Genomic DNA, 19,081 nt, shown 5'->3' on the forward strand with positions numbered 1-19,081 from the left:
GATCGGAGACGTGGCAGACAACGCATCCGCATCGAAGACGACCGACCGCCCCCGCCTGCTGCTGCTGGACGGGCACTCGCTGGCGTACCGGGCGTTCTACGCGCTGCCCGTGGAGAACTTCAACACCGCCACGGGCCAGCCGACGAACGCGATCTACGGCTTCACGTCCATGCTGGCGAACACGCTGCGTGACGAGCGGCCGACGCACCTGGCCGTCGCCTTCGACGTCTCCCGCAAGACCTGGCGGTTCGACGAGTTCCCCGAGTACAAGGCGAACCGCTCGAAGACGCCGGACGAGTTCCGCAGCCAGGTCGAGCTGATCGGCGAGCTGCTGGACGCGATGGGCGTCAGCCGCTTCGCGGTCGAGGGCTTCGAGGCGGACGACGTGATCGCCACGCTCGCCACCCAGGCGGAAGCGCTCGGTTACGAGGTGCTGATCGTCACCGGCGACCGGGACTCGTTCCAGTTGGTCACCGAGAACGTGACGGTGCTCTACCCCACCAAGGGCGTCTCCGAGCTGACCCGCTACACCCCGGAGAAGGTCGAGGAGAAGTACGGCCTGACGCCCCAGCAGTACCCGGACTTCGCGGCGCTGCGCGGCGACCCGTCGGACAATCTGCCCGGCATCCCCGGCGTCGGCGAGAAGACGGCGGCCAAGTGGATCACGCAGTTCGGGTCCTTCGCCGACCTGGTCGAGCGGGCCGACGAGGTCAAGGGCAAGGCCGGTGAGAATCTGCGGGCGCACCTGGACGCGGTGAAGCTCAACCGGCGGCTGACCGAGATGGTGCGCGACGTGAGCCTGCCGTCGGGCCCCGAGGGCCTGGCCAGGGAGCCGTACGACAGGACGGCCCTGGTCGGCGTGCTGGACGTGCTGGAATTCCGCAACTCCAACTTCCGGGAGCGGCTGTTCGCCGTCGATCCCGGCGCCGAGCAGGAAGAGGCGACGATCGCCGAGGGCGTCGCCGTGGAGGGCACCGTGCTCGCCGCGGGCGACCTGCCCGGCTGGCTCGACGAGCACGGCGGCGGGCCGCTCGGCCTGGCCAGCGTCGACACCTGGGCGCTGGGCAGCGGCAGCGTCACGCAAATCGCGCTCGCCTCACCGGAGGTGGCCGCCTGGTTCGACCCCGCAGAGCTGGACGAGGCGGACGAGAAGGCCTTCGCCGCCTGGATCGCCGACCCCGCCCGCCCCAAGGTGCTGCACAACGCGAAGAACGTCGAACGGGTCTTCGCCGAGCACGGCTGGAGCGTCGCCGGGGTGACGATGTGCACGGCCCTGGCCGCGTATCTCATCAAGCCCGGCCGCCGCTCCTTCGCGCTCGACGTGCTGTCGGTGGAGTACCTGGGCCGCGAGCTGGCCCCGGCCGACGCCGCGGGCGGACAGCTCGCCTTCGGCGAGGAGGGCGAGGACGAGGGCGCCGCCGCGGCCGACGCGCTGATGGTGCAGGCCCGTACCGTCCTCGACCTCGCCGAGGTCTTCGGTGAGCGACTGCCCGAGGTCGGCGCCACCGAGCTGCTGCACGAGGTCGAACTGCCCACCTCGGCGCTGCTGGCCCGGATGGAACGCTCCGGGATCGCCGCCGACCGGGCCCATCTCGAAGGCCTGGAACAGCAGTTCGCCGCGGCCGTGCAGCACGCGGTCGGCGAGGCGCACGCCTCGGTCGGCCACGAGTTCAACCTCGGCTCGCCCAAGCAGCTCCAGGAAGTCCTCTTCGGCGAGCTGGGCCTGCCCAAGACCAAGAAGACCAAGACCGGTTACACCACGGACGCCGACGCGCTGGCCTGGCTGGCCGCGCAGACCGAGCACGAACTGCCGGTCATCATGCTGCGCCACCGGGAGCAGGCCAAGCTCCGGGTCACCGTCGAGGGCCTGGTCAAGACGATCGCCCCGGACGGACGCATCCACACCACCTTCAGCCAGACCGTCGCGGCCACCGGACGCCTGTCGTCCACCGACCCCAACTTGCAGAATGTGCCGGTCCGCACCGACGAGGGCCGGGCCATCCGCCGCGGCTTCGTCGTCGGCGAGGGCTACGAATCCCTGCTGACCGCCGACTACAGCCAGATCGAACTGCGCGTGATGGCCCACCTGTCGGAGGACGAGGGACTGATCGCCGCCTTCGCCTCCGGCGAGGATCTGCACACCACCGTCGGCTCCCAGGTCTTCGGCGTCGCACGGGACGCGGTGGACGCCGAGATGCGCCGCAAGATCAAGGCGATGTCGTACGGGCTGGCGTACGGCCTGTCCGCCTTCGGCCTGTCCCAGCAGCTCAACATCGAGGCCGCGGAGGCGCGCGGGCTGATGGAGACGTACTTCGAGCGGTTCGGCGGCGTGCGGGACTATCTGCACCGGGTGGTCGAGGAGGCCAGGAACACCGGCTACACCGAGACGCTGCTCGGCCGCCGCCGCTACCTGCCCGACCTCAACAGCGACAACCGGCAGCGCCGTGAGATGGCCGAGCGGATGGCGCTCAACGCGCCGATCCAGGGCTCGGCTGCCGACATCGTGAAGATCGCGATGCTCAAGGTCGACCAGGCGCTCACCGACGAGAAGCTGGAGTCGCGGATACTGCTCCAGGTGCACGACGAAATCGTGCTGGAGGTCGCGCCCGGCGAGCGGAAGAAGGTCGAGACGCTGGTGCGCCGCGAGATGGCGGGGGCGTATCCGCTGCGCGCCGCGCTGGACGTGTCGGTCGGCGACGGCCCCGACTGGGAGTCGGCCGCGCACTGACCCCACCCCGCCGCCCGGGCGGCCGCGCGAGTCTGTGACCGGGCTGTGTGAACGAGTCGCGACCCCTCGGTGAAAGGTCCGCCGAGGGGCCGGAAACCTCGGCGGATTGCCGGGATTTGCCCCGGATCGCGTTCTCTCCGACTGTGGTCGGGGGGCTGAAGTTGCCGTAGGGTCAATCGAGTTGTGGCGCGGCCACGCGCCCATCTCGCACCTGGGGAGGACCGCGGACATGTCAGCGCGGCGGTACGGCCGAAGGCTACGCAGGGGAGCGGCGGGTACGGCGGTCGCCGCCGCCGCGATGGCGGCGTTGGGCGCCTCGCAGGCGCCGGGACTCATCCCGGTGGCGCACGCCGCGGCGCGGCAGACGACCACCGTGGCCCCGCCGCCCGGCCCCGCGATCGACGGCGGTTCGCCGTACATCACCGATGTGCCGCCGCTGAACACCCCGACGGACCTCACGAATCCGACCGCCACGCCCTCGGGCGGCCCGGTCGTCACCCCGCTGCCGTCCGGCGGCTCGCTCCCCGCGACCGTCCTGGACGCCTACCGGCGCGCCGAGGCGAGCGTCGCCGCGAGCAACCCCGGCTGCCACCTGCCGTGGCAACTGCTCGCCGCCATCGGCCAGGTGGAGTCCGGCCAGGCCCGCGGCGGCGCCGTGGACGCCAAGGGGACGACGTACACCCCGATCCTCGGCCCGGTGCTCGACGGCAACGGCTTCGCGAACATCAGCGACACCGACGGCGGACGCTACGACGGCGACCCGGTCCACGACCGCGCGGTCGGCCCGATGCAGTTCATCCCCTCGACGTGGGCGAACTGGGGCGCGGACGGCAACGGCGACGGGGTCGCCGACCCCAACAACGTGTACGACGCCGCGCTGGCCGCCGCCCACTACCTGTGCGCCGACGGCCGCGACCTGGCCGTACCGCAGGACATGGACCGCGCGATCCTCGGCTACAACCACTCGCAGGCCTACCTCGACCTGGTGAAGTCCTGGTACGAGCACTTCCGGCAGGGCGACGCGGTCTCCGTGCCCGACCGCCCGGGCACACCGGGCGCGGGCGCGCCGCCGTTCGCCAACACCCCGCAGCCGTCGACCAGTCCGTCCGCGTCGGCCCCCGGCGGCACACCGTCGCCCTCGCCGTCCGGCACCCACCCGAGCGGCGGCATGGTCCCGCCGACCGCAGGCACCCCGTCGACCGGCCCCAGCAAGACCCCGCCGCCGTCGTCGCCGACCGGCACCCCCACGGGAACACCGACCGGCACGCCGACGGACACCCCGACGACCCCCGGCTGCCCGACGCAGTCCCCTTCGCCCTCGCCGACCGACGGCGCGAGCTCCAGCCCGACCGCGACGCCGACTCCCACGGACACCCCCGGCACGCCCGACCCCTGCGCCACCGACACCCCGACGCCGACGGACACCCCCACCCCCAGTGGTGAGGCGACCGCCAGCGCGGCCACCGGCGCCGCCGTCACCGCGAAGCCGTAACCCGCGAAGCCGTAACCCGCGACGCGGTTTTCCCCGACGCGGCACCCCCGGCGCCCCGCGCGCCGGCAACACTCCCACGCACCGGGGACGTTCAGGCGAAAGCCTCACGAACGTCCCCGGTGAAACGTGTTCTCATCTCACCTCCCGGTTGCTACGGTGCCCCGGCCCCGGCCGACGACCGCGTCGGCCCGTGCCCGAGGGAGGTCAGGCCATGCGCGCTCTCGCCGCAGCGGCGATCGGACTCGCCGCCGCCCTCGCCCTGGTCTTCACCGTCACCGCGATCGGCGCGCCCGCGGGTCACACCTCGCCGAAACCCCTGCTGACCACGGTCCCCAGCCACCCCTGAGCCGGTCACCCCTGAGCCGTCTGGAGCCGCGATGCGCCGCAAGTCCAGCCTGGTGCTGCTCGCCCTCGCCGTCTTCTTCGCGACCCTGGCGCCCATGCTGCGCTGGTACGCCTACCCGCGGCTGGCCAAAGTGCCGCCGAGCGAGTACCAGGTCGCCGTCCTTGAGGCGAAGAACGCCACCCTCGTCGACTACTCCAGCCTCACCGCCAAGAAGGTCTCCAAGGTCAGCATCGTGCAGACCCTCAAGGGCAATGTGACGGCGGCCCGGCAGGTCAAGGCCGAGACCGGCAAGGACGTCGTGGTCTGGGACGCGCTCTCCTACGTCGCGGGCCCGGACGGCAAGATGGTCTCGGAGATCCCCGAGCGGTACGTCTTCGACGCGCACACCCAGGAACCGGTGCACACCGCGAGCGAGTCGGTCGACGGCGACCCGGTCACCCGGCAGGGCATCGAGTTCAAGTTCCCCTTCCTGACCCAGAAGCGCGACTACTACTACTTCGACGCGCAGAGCCGCACCTCCGCGCCGATCCACTACGCGGGCACCCAGCGCTTCCACGGCCTGAAGGTCTACTACTTCGAGCAGACCGTGCCCTGGCAGCGGGTCCCGCTGCCCAAGAAACTGCCCGAGATCGCGCCCGGCGCTCCCGCGCTCACCCCCGAGACGGTCAAGGCCACCGGCATCCAGCGCTGGTACACCACCAAGCGGATGTTCTGGGTCGACCCGACGACCGGCGCGCCCGTCAACGGCGAGGAGGTCCACACCGAGGAGCTGCGCTTCCCCGCCTCGACCGGCAAAGCACCGGTCACCGCCTTCGCGGGCGACGTGAGGATGCGGCCCGACTACATCGACTCCATCGTCCATCTGGTCAAGACCCAACGGCAGTTGGTGCTGCTGCTCACCAGCTACCTGCCGTGGGGCTTCGGCGGTCTCGCCGCCGCGCTGCTGGCGCTGTCCCTGCTGCTCGAAGCGCGCGGACGGCGGCCCGCCGACCCGGTGGGCGGCCGGGAGTCCGACCCCGACCGCGCCCCCGACCACCCGGACCCCGTACCGGTCTGACCGACGGCCCGGGCCCCGTACGGTCCGGGCGGTGCCGGGACCTCGCACCGGCCGGCCTGTCCCGGGCCCCGTACGGTCCGGGCGGTGCCCGGGACCTCGCACCGGCCGGCCTGTCCCGGGCCTCGTACGGTCCGGGCGGTCGGCCTACGCGCGGCGGCTGTTGTTCGTCCGCTTGGTCGGCTCGGCCGTCGCCGGGTCCTCGGGCCAGGGGTGGCGCGGGTAGCGGCCCCGTAGCTCGGCGCGCACCGCGCGGTAGCCGTCACGCCAGAACGACGCGAGGTCCGCGGTCACCGCCGCGGGCCGCCCCGCGGGCGACAGCAGATGCACCAGCAGCGGCACCCCGGCGATCTCGGGCGTCGCCCGCAGCCCGAACAACTCCTGGAGCTTCACGGCCAGTACGGGCTGGTCGCCGCCGTAGTCGATCCGGATCCGCGAACCGCTCGGCACCTCGAACCGCTCCGGGGCCAGCTCGCCGAACCGGGCGGCCTCGCCCGTGGCCCACGGCAGCAGCCGGGGCAGCGCGCCGCCCGCCGAGATCCGCTCCAGATCCGCCCGCCGCCCGGCCCGCGCCAGCTCGGGTCCCAGCCACTCCTCGGCCCGCTCCACCAGCGCCCGCTCCGAGACGTCCGGCCAGTTCCCGCCCAACTCCCGGTGCAGGAAGGCCAGCCGCTGCCGTACCTCACGGGCCTCCCGCGACCAGTGCAGCAAACCGGTGCCCTCGCGCCGCAGCCCGTCGAGCAGCGCGTCCCGCACCGCGTCCCGGTCCGGCCGGCGCAGCGGCGCCGCCGACAGCTCCAGCGCGCCCAGCCGCTCCACCCGGCGCGCCACCACGTCCCCGCCGCGCCAGGCCACCTCCTCGTACGACTCCAGCAGCCCGGCCGCCGCCGCCCGCGCGGTGCCCTCGTCGATCACCGCGGCCACCCGCACCCGCGCGTCCGTCCGCCCGACGCCCCGGTCCGCCACGGCCACCGCCACCCACTCCGCCCCGCCCACGCCCCCGCCGACCTCCGCTCCGGTCCCGGACGCCATCACGTATCCGTCCCCGCCCCGCCGCCGTGCGACCCGCTCGGGAAACGCCAGGGCGACGACGAGCCCGGCCGCCGCGTCGTCCGACAGGCCCCCGCCCGCGGCGCGGCTCGCGGGGGACGGGCGCGCCGAGGAGCGCGGGACGGAGGCGTCCGTCGCGCCGCCCTCCGTGGCACGCGCAGGCGGGCTCCCTTCCGTCACCGTGCCGCGCAGCCGGTCGGCCTCCGCGCGCCAGCGCGCCGCGTACGGGTCGCCGCCCCGGCGGGCGGTGTGCCAGGCGGCGGTGAGGTCGGAGCCGTAGGAGTGGGGGAGTTCTTCGCTGAGGAGCGCGGTGACCTCGGCGGCGCGGCGGGCGCCGAGCACGGGCGCGGAGTCGAGGAGGGCGCGTGCGAGCCGGGGGTGCAGCCCGAGCCGGGCCAGCCGGCGGCCCCGGTCCAGGGCGCGGCCCGAGGCGTCGACGGCGCCGAGGCCGCGCAGCGTGTCGCGGGCCGCGGCCATCGCGCCCTGCGGCGGGGCGTCCAGCAGGGCGAGCCCTGAGGCGTCCGGATCGCCCCAGCAGGCGGCCTGCAGCGCGAAGGCCGTGAGGTCGGCGAGCGCGATCTCGGGGGAGGGGTGCCGGGGCCTGCGGGCGTCCTCGGCCAGCGGCCAGCAGCGGTAGACGGTGCCGGGACCCTCGCGCCCGGCGCGCCCGGCGCGCTGGTCGGAGGCGGCCCGCGACACCCGTACGGTGACCAGCGCGCCGAGCCCCCGCGCGTGGTCCATCCGCGGCTCGCGGGCCAGCCCGCTGTCCACCACGACCCGCACGCCCGGCACGGTCAGACTGGACTCGGCCACGGAGGTCGCGAGCAGCACGCGCCGCCGCTCACCGGGCGCGAGCGCCGCGTCCTGGACGGCGGCCGGGGCGCGGCCGTGCACCTGGAGCACCTCGACGCCGCCGCCCGCGCCGCCGGAATCCGTGAGGTCCCCGAGCAGACCCGCGACCCGCGCGATCTCCCCGACGCCCGGCAGGAAGCACAGCACGTCCCCGTCGCGCTCCCGCAGCGCCCGCCGCACCACCGTCGCCACATGGTCGAGCAGCGCCCGGTCCACCCGGCCCCCGGCGTGCGTCGCCCGTACGGGACCGGGCGGCGGCGCCCACTCCACGGCCACCGGGTGCAGCACCCCGCCCGCCTCGACCACGGGCGCGGGCGGCCCGTCGGCCCCGCCCAGCAGCGCCGCCCACGCGGCCGTGTCCGTCGTCGCGGACGCCGCGACCAGCCGCAACTCCGGCCGCAGCAGGGCCCGTACGTCCAGGAGGAACGCCATGGACGTGTCGGCGTCCAGATGCCGCTCGTGGCACTCGTCGAGCATCACCGTGCTCACGCCCGGCAGTTCCTGGTCGCGCTGGAGCCGTTGCAGCAGCACACCGGTGGTGACCACCTCGACCGCCGTGCGGGCCGAGACCCGCCGCTCGCCGCGGACCGTGAAACCGACGGTCTCGCCGACCCGCTCCCCGAGCAGCCAGGCCATCCGCCGGGCCGCCGCCCGCGCCGCCATCCGCCGCGGCTCCGCGACCAGCACCCGCCCGCCGAACGCGTCGGCGATCAGCAGCGGGACCAGCGTGGTCTTGCCGGTGCCGGGCGGCGCGGCCAGGACGGCGCAGCCCGGCGACCGCAGCGCGGCCAGCAGCTCCGGTACGACGGAGGCCACCGGCAGCGCGCGCCCCTCGGCCCGGATCGCGTACGCGCCCGCGCTCCCGCCGACTTCCCCGCCGGCCGCCCGACCGTCCTGTCCGCCGGCCTTCACTCCGCCGCGCACACGAAGATCGCCGTGCCCGGCAGCAGCCGGCCGCGCAGCGGGGACCAGCCGCCCCACTCCTGGTCGTTCCACTCCGGCCACTCGGGCTCGACGAGGTCGACCAGCCGCAGGCCCGCCGCCGCGATCTCGCGGACGCGGTCGCCCAGGGTGCGGTGGTGCTCGACGTACACGGCGATGCCCTGGTCGTCCTCCTCCACGTACGGCGTGCGGTCGAAATAGGAGGCGACGGCTGTCAGGCCCTCGGGCCCCGGCTCGTCGGGGAAGGCCCAGCGCACCGGGTGGGTGACCGAGAAGACCCAGCGCCCGCCCGGCCGCAGCACCCGCCGCACCTCCCGTTGGACGCGCGCGGTGTCGGCGATGAAGGGGAGCGCGCCGTACGCGGAGACCGCCAGGTCGAACGAGCCGTCGGCGAAGGGCAGGGCGCCCGCGTCGGCCTGGACCAGGGGCACCGGCGGCGCGCCGCCGGCCGAGGACTCGTCGTCGATCCGCCGCGCGTGCTGGAGCTGCCGGAAGGAGAGGTCGAGGGCGACCGGCCGGGCGCCCTGGGCGGCCAGCCAGCGCGAGCACTGGGCGGCGCCCGCGCCGATCTCCAGCACGTCCTTGTCCTTCAGGGCCGCCGTCGGGCCGAGCAGCCCCGCGTCCGCCTCGTCCAGACCCTCCGGGCCCCAGACGAAGCGGGCGTCGCCCAGGAAGTCGCCGTGCTCCACCTGGTAGTCGTCCGCGTTGCGGTCCCACCACCGGCGGTTGGCCCAGCCGCTCTCCGTGCCCGCCGCGCTACGGCGGGTGGCCTCCGGTTCCTCGTGTGCCTCTCGGGGCGCTTCCCGGCGTACGTCCCGGGGATCGGGTCCTTGGATCATCGCGGCAGTCGTCGTACTCTCTGAGAAGACCTGGCACTGGGTGACTTGTGCCGGTTCGGTCCGTTACGCGCCCGGTGGGCTCTTCGTGCGTTGACCGTGCCCGGCTGCCCCCGTATGCTACAAGTTGCGCTGCGAGCCTGCGCGCCTCAGACAGAGCAGGCTGCGCTCGGAATCTGTTGCATACCCCTCGGCCCCACGGCTGTCCGGAATTCGGCAGGAGCGAAAAGGGCTTACGGCGTAGCAGTACCTACGACTTACTGTCCGTACCGGAGTCCTTTCCCTAATGACGAGCAGCACCGAGGCCCCTCGCACCACCCCGCAGGTGGCGGTCAACGACATCGGCAACGAGGAAGCCTTCCTCGCCGCGATCGACGAGACGATCAAGTACTTCAACGACGGCGACATCGTCGACGGCGTCATCGTGAAGGTCGACCGGGACGAGGTCCTGCTCGACATCGGTTACAAGACCGAAGGTGTCATCCCCTCCCGCGAACTCTCCATCAAGCACGACGTCGACCCCAACGAGGTCGTCGCCGTGGGCGATGAGATCGAGGCCCTTGTTCTCCAGAAGGAGGACAAGGAAGGCCGCCTGATCCTCTCGAAGAAGCGCGCTCAGTACGAGCGTGCCTGGGGCACCATCGAGAAGATCAAGGAAGAGGACGGCATCGTCACCGGCACCGTCATCGAGGTCGTCAAGGGTGGTCTCATCCTCGACATCGGCCTCCGTGGCTTCCTGCCGGCGTCGCTCGTCGAGATGCGCCGCGTGCGCGACCTCCAGCCCTACGTGGGCAAGGAGCTCGAAGCCAAGATCATCGAGCTGGACAAGAACCGCAACAACGTGGTCCTGTCCCGCCGTGCCTGGCTGGAGCAGACGCAGAGCGAGGTCCGCCAGACCTTCCTCACCACCCTTCAGAAGGGTCAGGTGCGGTCCGGCGTCGTCTCCTCGATCGTCAACTTCGGTGCGTTCGTGGACCTCGGCGGCGTCGATGGTCTCGTGCACGTCTCCGAGCTGTCCTGGAAGCACATCGACCACCCGTCCGAGGTCGTCGAGGTCGGTCAGGAAGTCACCGTCGAGGTTCTCGACGTGGACATGGACCGCGAGCGTGTCTCCCTGTCGCTGAAGGCGACGCAGGAAGACCCGTGGCAGCAGTTCGCCCGGACCCACCAGATCGGGCAGGTCGTCCCCGGCAAGGTCACCAAGCTCGTCCCGTTCGGCGCGTTCGTCCGCGTCGACGAGGGCATCGAGGGCCTGGTGCACATCTCCGAGCTGGCCGAGCGCCACGTGGAGATCCCGGAGCAGGTCGTCCAGGTCAACGACGAGATCTTCGTCAAGGTCATCGACATCGACCTCGAGCGTCGCCGCATCTCGCTGTCGCTCAAGCAGGCCAACGAGTCCTTCGGCGCCGACCCGGCCTCGGTCGAGTTCGACCCGACGCTCTACGGCATGGCCGCGTCGTACGACGACCAGGGCAACTACATCTACCCCGAGGGCTTCGACCCCGAGACCAACGACTGGCTCGAGGGGTACGACAAGCAGCGCGAGGAGTGGGAGGGCCAGTACGCCACGGCCCAGACCCGCTTCGAGCAGCACCAGGCGCAGGTCATCAAGTCCCGCGAGGCCGACGAGCAGGCCGCGGCCGAGGCCGGTTCCGCCGCCCCCGCCGCGACCGGTGGCCCGGGCGTCTCCGGTGGCTCGTACTCCTCGGAGTCCGACGACACCTCCGGTGCCCTCGCCTCCGACGAGGCCCTCGCCGCCCTCCGCGAGAAGCTCGCGGGCGGCCAGAGCTGATCGCTCGCCGCTAGGCCCAGTCACAGCACCGCGGTCCCGCACCCCTCAGGGGGTGCGGGACCGCGGTGTTTTCACGGTGACCCGTGAGGGCCCCGGGCGGCGCGGGGGGACTACGGGGTCACGGGGATGTTGGTCAGGGCCTTGCCGCCGGTGAGTTTGTTGGTGGCGTAGACGGTGGTGGGGCAGTCGGCGGAGTAGTTGGTGACGTAGATCGCCGTCTGCGTGGCGCCGGTGGCGCCGGTGAGGTCGGAGGTGTTGTCGCGGAAGACGGTGCCGCAGCCCCAGCCGGGCTGCTGGGTGTGGGTCTGGTAGCCGTCGTTGAGGGTGTGGGTGCCGGTGTTGCCGGTGATGGTGTAGCCGTTGCCTTTGACGTCGACCCAGGAGTCGTCGTAGTTGGTCATGCTGAGGCCGCTGCCGTCGAAGGTGTTGCCGGAGACCAGACCGCCGGTGGTGCCTTCCTTGAGGTCGATGTTCTCGGCGCCGACGTTGGGGCCGATGACGTTGTTGAGGATCTGCACCCGGTCGCTCTTGTCGGTCAGGGTGTTGGCGGTGCCGACGTAGACGCCCTCGCCGTATCCCGGCCGCTGGAGCCCGGTGTCGTAGATCCGCGAGTTCTTGATCACGCCGTCCGTGCTGGAGGTACGGAAGTGCACGCCCTCCATCTGGAGCCCGTGCACAGTCACCGAGTCGATGACGACATGTGCGGCGGCGTCGGTGACGATGCCCTTCTGGCCGCCGGTGACGCTGACCCCCTTGACGGTCCAGTAGCTCGCGCCGTTCAGATAGAGGCCGTAGCCGCCGGAGGAGGTGAGCACGGCGTTCGAGGAGCCGGTGAGCGTGATCCGGTCGGCGGCCGTGCCGGACACGGTGACCTTGAAGTTGCCGGTGTACGTGCCGTCGGCGAGATGGATCGTCTGGCCGGGGGCGGCTGCGGTCAGCGCCGCCTTCAGCTCCTTGGCCGTGGTCACCTCGACGGTGGCTGCCGCGGCGGCCGTCGACGTACCGGCCGTTGTCGCCCCGGCCGGCGTCGCGTACGAGAGCAGCCCGGCGAGCAGTGCCGCGACGGGCAGGGCCACCGGCAGGGTCAGAAGCGTGTGGGGTCGCATCCGCGTCCTTCCATCGTTCCAAGTATGTGAATCTTGGTCGCCCATGTGAACACATGGATGTAACGAGAGAAGGTAGGGCCCACCCGACGGACCGTCAAGACGTCCGGGTTCCGGGCGGACGCGTGGGAATGGCCGGGCGGGTACGTTCGTTGAGGGGGGAGAGAGCGAGGAGGACGATCATCGTGCTGGATCCGCAAGGGCTGTACGAATACGTGCCGGGCGGGGCCGAGGCCGTCGACGCAGCGGTCGGAGACGCAGGTCCCGTACTGCTGTACCACTTCGAGGGGTACATGGACGCCGGGGACACCGGCGAGCAGATCAGCGAGCAGTTGCTGGACCGCCTGGACAACCAGCTCGTGGCGCGCTTCGACGCCGACCGGCTGGTCGACTACCGCGCCCGCCGTCCGCTGATGACCTTCGAGCGCGACCACTGGACCTCCTACGAGGCACCGGAGATCGACCTCTATCTGGTGCGGGACACCACCGGCACCCCCTTCCTGCTGCTCACCGGCTCCGAGCCGGACGTGGAGTGGGAACGGTTCGCGACCGCCGTGCTCCAGGTCATCGAACGCCTGGGCGTACGCCTCGCCATCAACTTCCACGGCATCCCGATGGGCGTGCCGCACACCCGGCCCGTCGGTCTCACGCCGCACGGCAACCGGGTCGACCTCATGCCCGGCCACCGCGCCTGGTTCGAGGAGGCCCAGGTCCCCGGCAGCGCCGCCTCCCTCATCGAGCTGCGGCTCGCCGAGGCCGGCCGTGACGTGCTCGGCGTCGCCGCGCACGTCCCGCACTACCTCGCGCGTTCGCCCTACCCGGACGCCGCCCTCGCCGTCCTGGAGACGATCACCGCCGCCACCGGCCTGGTCCTCCCCGAGATCGCCCACGCCTTGCGCAACGAGGCGCACACCGTCCGCGTCGAGATCGACCGCCAGGTCGCCGAAGGCGACGGCGAACTCGTCTCCGTCGTCCGCGGCCTCGAGTCCCAGTACGACGCCGTCGCCGGTTCCCAGTCCCGCGAGAGTCTCATCGCCGAGGCCGTCGAGCTTCCTTCCGCCGACGATCTCGCCGCCGAGTTCGAACGCTTCCTCGCCGACCGCGAGGACGACTAGCGCCTGCGGCGCGCTCACGAAAGAGGGTTCGCGTCCCCGGGGCGCGGGCCCTCTTCCGCTTCCCCTCCGGAAGGGCCCGCACCCCCTGCCCGCGCTTGCACAGGGCTTGCGCCCCGCAGGGGCGCGGGGAAGGTGCGCCGCGCTCGTGCAGGGCCTGTTTTTTTACGGGCGCGGCCCCTGGACGGCTTTTTTACGGGCGCGGCCCCTGGACGGTTCCTTGCGCAGGGCCTGCTTTTTAGGCGCGCGGGGAACTGCGCGGCCAGCCCCCACCGGGCTGTCAGCCCGAAAACAACAGCATCTGCCCCGCTGGGGCCGGTTTTTCCGCCGCGCCGCCGCGACGGCTGGTCGCGCAGTTCCCCGCGCCCCTGGGAGGCACCCCTTTGTGCAGGGTGAGCGGAACGGGGGCCGCGCCCCCGAAGAGGGCGGGTCTGGGCGGAGGGGCGGGGGGTCCGTAAGCTGGCGGCATGCTGAACGTCGGGCTGACCGGTGGAATCGGGTCAGGAAAGAGCTCCGTGGCGAAACTGCTGGTGGCACACGGCGCGATCCTGGTGGACGCGGACCGCATCGCCCGCGAGGTGGTGGAACCCGGCACGGAGGGCCTCGCGGCGGTGGCGGCCGAGTTCGGCCCGGAGGTGCTGGCGGCGGACGGGACACTGGACCGCCCGAAACTCGGCGCGATCGTCTTCGCGGACGAGGCCCGGCGCCAGGCGCTGAACGCGATCGTGCACCCGCTGGTCGGCCGCAGGTCGGAGGAGCTGCGGGCGGCGGCGGCCCCGGACGACATCGTCGTCAACGACGTACCGCTGCTGGCGGAGAACGACCTGGCCCCGTTCTACGACTTCGTGATCGTCGTGGACGCGGCCCCGGCCACGCAGATCGAGCGCCTGGTACGGACACGCGGGATGACCGAGGACGAGGCGCGCGCGCGGATGGCCGCGCAGGCCGGCCGCGAGGAGCGCACCGCCGTCGCGGATCTGGTGATCGACAACGACGGACTGCTGGAGGAGTTGGAGCCGCAGGTCCGCGCGGCGTGGCAGCGGCTGCGGGAGCTGGCGGCGGCCGGGACGGCGTAGTCGCCCGGGGAATGCGGTTGCCGACGACGACGTTGGGTATGTCAGACCAGACGATCAGTCGTCACCCGTGCCCGAATTCAGGGAGGCGGCCTTGCACGAGCGGACCCCAGAGACGCACGTCATCGACTTCCGCGCCGCGGAGCAACTGCTGGAGGCGCGTGACCCGCGCGGCGCCGTACAACTCCTCGACCCGGTGATCTCGGCCCACCCGGAGAACACCGCGGCCCGCCTGCTGCGCGCCCGCGCGTTCTTCGCCGCGGCCCAACTGCGCCCGGCGGAGCTGGAGTTCCAGATAGTGCTGGAGCGCGAGCCGGACAACGCCTTCGCGCACTTCGCGCTGGCCCGTACGCTGCAACGCGCGAACCGCGCCGACGAGGCCCAGCGCCATTTCCGGCTCGCCGCCGCACTCGACCCCCGGCCGGACTATCTGGCCGCCGCCCGTTTCGACGACGCCGGCTGACGGCCGTGGAAGTCGTCGTGGTGCTGCTGATCATCATCGCGGTGGTCGCCCTGATCGGCGTGTCCAGCAGTCTGAGGGTGGTCAAGCAGTACGAGCGCGGGGTGATCTACCGCTTCGGCCGGGTCAACCGGCTCCCCAAGGAGCCGGGCCCGCGCATGCTGGTGCCGTTCGTGGACAAGATGACCAAGGTCAACATGCAGGTCGTCACCATGCCGGTGCCGTCCCAGGACGGCATCACCCGCGACAACGTGTCGGTACGGGTCGACGCGGTGCTCTACTTCCGGGTCATCGACCCGATCCGGGCCACCGTGGACGTGCAGAACTACCAGTTCGCGATGTTGCAGGTGGCGCAGACCTCGCTGCGCTCCATCATCGGCAAGAGCGAACTCGACGATCTGCTGTCCGGCCGCGAGCGCCTGCACGAGGGGCTGGAGTTGATGCTGTCCACGCCCGCCACCGGCTGGGGCGTCCACATCGACCGCGTCGAGATCAAGGACGTGGCGCTGCCGGAGTCCATGAAGCGGTCGATGGCCCGGCAGGCGGAGGCGGACCGGGAGCGGCGGGCCCGGATCATCACCGCCGACGGTGAGTTGCAGGCGTCCCAGAAGCTCTCCGAGGCGGCCAGGACCATGGACGCCAACCCGTCCGCCCTCCAACTGCGCCTCCTCCAGACGGTGGTGGAGGTCGCGGCGGAGAAGAACTCGACCCTGGTGATGCCCTTCCCCGTCGAGATGCTGCGCTTCTTCGACCGGGCCGCGAACACCGGCGCGAATTCCGGTGCGAACACCGGCGGCGGCCAGGACGCTAAGCCGGTCGAGAAGACGGCGGCGCCCGCGGCGACGGACGAACTGACGGCCGCGGAACCGCGGTCCGCCGTCGAGGCCGCGGCCGAGGAGCCGCCCGCGATCGACCGGAAGCCGCCGGGCCCGATCCAGATCCCGGACCCGCGCACGTCCGAGGAGTAAGCGGCGAAGCCCTAGCAGCAGACCAGAGCAGAGCGGGAGCGGGACGGGAGCGGGCGGGTCACTCCGCCCGCTCCCGCGCGTCAGCCCCGCGTCAGCGCGCCCAGTCGATCTTGAACACCCACGCGTACCGCCCCTTCGCCCGCGCCGCCGCGGGCACCCGTACGGTCAGCGTGCCACCGTCGAACTCCCAGTCCAGCGGCCGGTCGTGGCCGAGCATCGTCACCCGGTCGCCCTTGCGGATCGGCACCGGAGCGGCCACCACCAGCGTGCTGCCCGGTTCGACGAGCGAGGAGACGTAGAACGCCTTGCCCTGCTTGACGCTGAACCGCAGGTCGCCGAGGTGCGCCATCGGCGCCCAGTACGTCGTGCCGTACACCGACTCGCCGTTGACCTTCAGCCAGGCGCCGGTCTCGCGCAGCCGCCGCTCCATGATCGCCGGGATCGTGCCGTCGGCCTTGGGTCCGATGTCCAGCAGGAAGTTGCCGTTCTTGCTGACGATGTCCACCAGGCTCCGCACCACCTCCTCCGCCGTCATGTAACGGTCGTCGGGGGTGGCGCTGTTGTAGCCGTAGCTGTGCGGGTCGAGGCCGCGGCTGGCCTCCCACTTGGCCACCACCGTGGAGTTGTACGTGGTGTACTCCGGCGTCGTGAAGTCGTGCGGGGCGATGCCCGAGCGGTCGTTGACCGTGACGTCCTTGGGACGGCCGCGGTTCTTGGCGTTGTTGAAGTACTCGGCCAGTACGTGCTCGCTGTCGTTGTCCCCGCCGATGTCGCACCAGATGACGTCCGGGTCGTAGCCGTGGATCAACTCCCGCATCTGCGGCGCCTGGTAGTCCTTCACGAAGTCCTTGCCCGCGGTGTAGCCGGTGTACGGCACGGGCTCCAGCGTGTACGGATTGCGCGGCGCGTGCCCCATCCACGGGTTGTCGGGGTTGAACCACTCCGGCATCGAGAAGTACAGCCCGTTGTGGAGCTCCGGCGTGTACCGGCGGGAGGCCGCGAAGAGGTCGCCGACCAGGTCGCGGTGCGGGCCCATCCGTACCGCGTTGCGGTCGGAGACCTTGGTGTCCCACAGCGCGAAGCCCTCGTGGTGCTTGGAGGTCAGCACGTAGTACTCGGCGCCCGCGTCGCGGAACAGCTCCACCCAGGACCTCGGGTCGAAGCGGCTCGCGGTGAACATCGGGATGAAGTCGTCGTACGCGAAATCCTCGCCGTAGGTCTGCGCGTGGTGGGCGTGGACGGGGTCGTTGACGCCTTGCAGCGAATTCCAGTACCACTCGGCGTACGAGCCGCCGACCGGTGACCAGGCGGGCACCGAGTAGACGCCCCAGTGGATGAAGATGCCGAATTTGGCGTCGTTGAACCAGTACGGCGCCTGGTGGGTGGTGAGCGAGGCGTCGGTGGGCTGGTAGTCGGGGGTGCCGAGGACGAGCGGGGTGCTGCGGGCGGAGGCGGTGCCACCGCGGCCCGAGACGCGGACGGTCCCGGTGGCGGCCGTGCCCGGCGCGGTGCCCGCGGTGTTGCGGATGCCGATCCGCAGCCGGGCCTGCTCGCCGGGGCCCAGCAGCGGTATCGCGGCCGGGGCCACCGTACGGGCGCCCGGCGCGGTGACGTCCACGGTCACCGCGTCGGAGGCGGCGATCCACGCGGTGCCCGCGTTGAGTACGGTCGCCTCGACGCTCTGGGTGCCGCGCGGCCCGGTCAGCGAGTTGGTGGAGGCGGCCGAGCGCAGCAGCAACGCCCGCCCGGTGGCGACCGGTTGGAGCGACAGCGCGAAGACGTGCAGCGCCGACGTGCCCTCCCGCGCGGGGCCCGTGGTGGGCAGGGTGACGGCGACGGCCTCGCGGGCCGGGTCGGTCCACAGGTCGCTGATGCCCATGGCGACCGGGTGCCGGTCGGTGCCGCCGGGGGAGTAGCGGAAGGACGTCGTCAACTCCCCGCCGCCCGCGTACCAGTCGGAGCCGCCGAGCGAGGCGCTGGACGTACTGCCGTCGGCGTAGTGCACGGTCGCGGTGCCCGAGGTGGCGCCGTAGCTGCACGAGACGAGGAAGGCGGCGGACAGGTAGCGACCCGTCGGCAAGTCGACGCGCTGCCCGTTGGCGACGATGTTGTTCTTCGCCCCGGCGGCGGAGGACGGGAAGAGGAAGTCCACTCCTCCGATGACTACCGGTCCTGCGGGAAGTTCCTCGCCGGGGAAGGAGTAGCCGGACCCGTCGAAGTCCCCGCCGCGCGCGGCTGCGGTGTCGATGCCGTCATTGTCGTACCAGGCGTCGAGGGGGACCGGTACGACATCGGGGACGGGGCTCCACGCGTCCGGGGCGTGGGCCGAAGTATGCGTGGGATTGCTGGTGTCGGCGGTGTCGGCCGCCGCGCTTCCGGTGAAGATCGCAGTGCTGCCCACGGCGGCCCCGGCTGCCATCCCGAGCACCCGGCGTCGTGGGAACCCCTGCATTGGGGACATGCGCCCTCCTTGTGTCCTGTGTGGAGCGGCTCATTCCGGATGAGAAATACATCCGATGAGTGATCCTGGAGAGGCAAGGCGCCGCTGTCAATGGATGTGACAGGAAAGGGCTTTGGGGCGCACGGGACCGCCGCGCGGGACGGCACGCGGTGCGGAGTCGGTCGTACGGGACCGCCGCGCGGCGCGGGGTCGGACGGACGGAGCCCTGCTCAGATCATCAGAACAGCGGTGCGGGCAGCACGCCCTCCAGCGCCAGCAGCGTCCGCTTGATCTCCAGGCCGCCGCCGAAGCCGCCTATGCCGCCGTCGCTCTCCACCACCCGGTGGCACGGCACCACCAGCGGTATCGGATTGGCGCCCATCGCCGTCCCGACCGCGCGGGCCGCCCCCCGCTCGCCCACCCGGTCGGCCAGGTCCTGGTACCCGACGACCGTGCCGTACGGCACTCCGGCCGCCAGCTCGCGCAGCACCCGGCGGTTGAAGCCGGTGATCAGCGACCAGTCCAGAGCGAGCGAGAACTCCTTGAGCGAGCCCGCGAAGTACGCCTCCATCTGCTCGGTGACCGGCGCCAGCCGGGCCGCGTCCTCGACCGGCTCGCCGCCCAGCCGCCGCCCCATCGACGCCACCGCGCGCCGTACCGTCGCCTCGTCCGCCCGGAAACCGACATTGACCAGCCCCTCGTCGGTCGCCGCCAGCAGCAGCGGCCCGATCGGGGTCTCCATGACCGTCCAGGCAGTGTCGTTCGTCACGCGGCCAGCCTAGATCGGGGGTCCGACAACGCCCCGCCGCCGCGATCCGCCCGGGAGGCACGGC

At 72.2% G+C, this 19,081-nt stretch carries 14 protein-coding genes; 9 read left to right on the top strand and 5 right to left on the bottom strand.

The annotated features are described in order from the left end of the window. Nucleotides 1-10: 10 nt before the first annotated feature. The 4 genes from polA to ACFZBB_RS21040 all read left to right on the top strand — a co-directional run bounded on the left by polA (nt 11) and on the right by ACFZBB_RS21040 (nt 5,623). Complete coding sequence (polA, locus tag ACFZBB_RS21025) at nt 11-2,728, top strand: DNA polymerase I (protein ID WP_391124388.1); 2,718 nt, start codon at nt 11-13, stop codon at nt 2,726-2,728. A 229-nt stretch (nt 2,729-2,957) separates the two neighbouring features. After that, the gene (locus ACFZBB_RS21030; protein ID WP_391124391.1) at nt 2,958-4,220 is read left to right on the top strand and encodes a lytic murein transglycosylase; all 1,263 of its coding nucleotides are present in this window, start codon (nt 2,958-2,960) and stop codon (nt 4,218-4,220) included. 211 nt (nt 4,221-4,431) lie between these two features. Then, nucleotides 4,432-4,566, top strand: coding sequence for an SPW_0924 family protein (locus ACFZBB_RS21035; RefSeq protein WP_188282936.1), 135 nt, complete (start codon nt 4,432-4,434; stop codon nt 4,564-4,566). Between the two features lie 31 nt (nt 4,567-4,597). After that, a complete protein-coding gene (locus ACFZBB_RS21040; RefSeq protein WP_391124394.1) occupies nt 4,598-5,623 on the top strand; it encodes a porin PorA family protein in 1,026 nt (341 codons plus the stop codon). Nucleotides 5,624-5,767: 144 nt separating this feature from the next. Here the strand turns inward: ACFZBB_RS21040 and hrpB are convergent, their stop codons facing one another. Beyond that, a complete protein-coding gene (hrpB, locus tag ACFZBB_RS21045; protein ID WP_391124729.1) occupies nt 5,768-8,365 on the bottom strand; it encodes an ATP-dependent helicase HrpB in 2,598 nt (865 codons plus the stop codon). Nucleotides 8,366-8,430: 65 nt separating this feature from the next. Continuing rightward, on the bottom strand, nt 8,431-9,303 hold the full coding sequence (locus ACFZBB_RS21050) for a methyltransferase domain-containing protein (protein WP_391124397.1): 873 nt from the start codon (nt 9,301-9,303) through the stop codon (nt 8,431-8,433). Between the two features lie 283 nt (nt 9,304-9,586). On the opposite strand from ACFZBB_RS21050, the gene rpsA reads away from it, so the two are divergent. Further along, entirely contained in the window at nt 9,587-11,092 is a 1,506-nt protein-coding gene (gene rpsA, locus ACFZBB_RS21055; RefSeq protein ID WP_188283396.1) for a 30S ribosomal protein S1, read from the top strand. 110 nt (nt 11,093-11,202) lie between these two features. Here the strand turns inward: rpsA and ACFZBB_RS21060 are convergent, their stop codons facing one another. After that, the gene (locus ACFZBB_RS21060) at nt 11,203-12,198 is read right to left on the bottom strand and encodes a right-handed parallel beta-helix repeat-containing protein (RefSeq protein WP_391124400.1); all 996 of its coding nucleotides are present in this window, start codon (nt 12,196-12,198) and stop codon (nt 11,203-11,205) included. Nucleotides 12,199-12,380: 182 nt separating this feature from the next. On the opposite strand from ACFZBB_RS21060, the gene ACFZBB_RS21065 reads away from it, so the two are divergent. From ACFZBB_RS21065 to ACFZBB_RS21080, 4 genes are all read left to right on the top strand, one after another. Further along, nucleotides 12,381-13,310, top strand: a complete 930-nt coding sequence (locus ACFZBB_RS21065) for a PAC2 family protein (protein ID WP_188283398.1) — start codon at nt 12,381-12,383, stop codon at nt 13,308-13,310. Between the two features lie 464 nt (nt 13,311-13,774). Next, nucleotides 13,775-14,383 (top strand): dephospho-CoA kinase, encoded by a 609-nt coding sequence (gene coaE, locus ACFZBB_RS21070; RefSeq protein ID WP_391124404.1) that lies wholly within the window; start codon nt 13,775-13,777, stop codon nt 14,381-14,383. Nucleotides 14,384-14,474: 91 nt separating this feature from the next. Beyond that, on the top strand, nt 14,475-14,843 hold the full coding sequence (locus ACFZBB_RS21075) for a tetratricopeptide repeat protein (protein ID WP_188283400.1): 369 nt from the start codon (nt 14,475-14,477) through the stop codon (nt 14,841-14,843). 5 nt (nt 14,844-14,848) lie between these two features. Further along, a complete protein-coding gene (locus tag ACFZBB_RS21080; RefSeq protein WP_391124407.1) occupies nt 14,849-15,808 on the top strand; it encodes an SPFH domain-containing protein in 960 nt (319 codons plus the stop codon). Nucleotides 15,809-15,899: 91 nt separating this feature from the next. Here the strand turns inward: ACFZBB_RS21080 and ACFZBB_RS21085 are convergent, their stop codons facing one another. Beyond that, nucleotides 15,900-18,269, bottom strand: a complete 2,370-nt coding sequence (locus ACFZBB_RS21085; protein WP_391124410.1) for an alpha-L-fucosidase — start codon at nt 18,267-18,269, stop codon at nt 15,900-15,902. Between the two features lie 217 nt (nt 18,270-18,486). Then, nucleotides 18,487-18,990: a methylated-DNA--[protein]-cysteine S-methyltransferase gene (locus ACFZBB_RS21090; protein WP_391124732.1), complete on the bottom strand. Its 504-nt coding sequence runs from the start codon at nt 18,988-18,990 to the stop codon at nt 18,487-18,489. Nucleotides 18,991-19,081 lie beyond the last annotated feature (91 nt).

The sequence above is a fragment of the Streptomyces sp. NPDC008139 genome, assembly GCF_042957025.1.
Classification (GTDB): Bacteria; Actinomycetota; Actinomycetes; order Streptomycetales; family Streptomycetaceae; genus Actinacidiphila.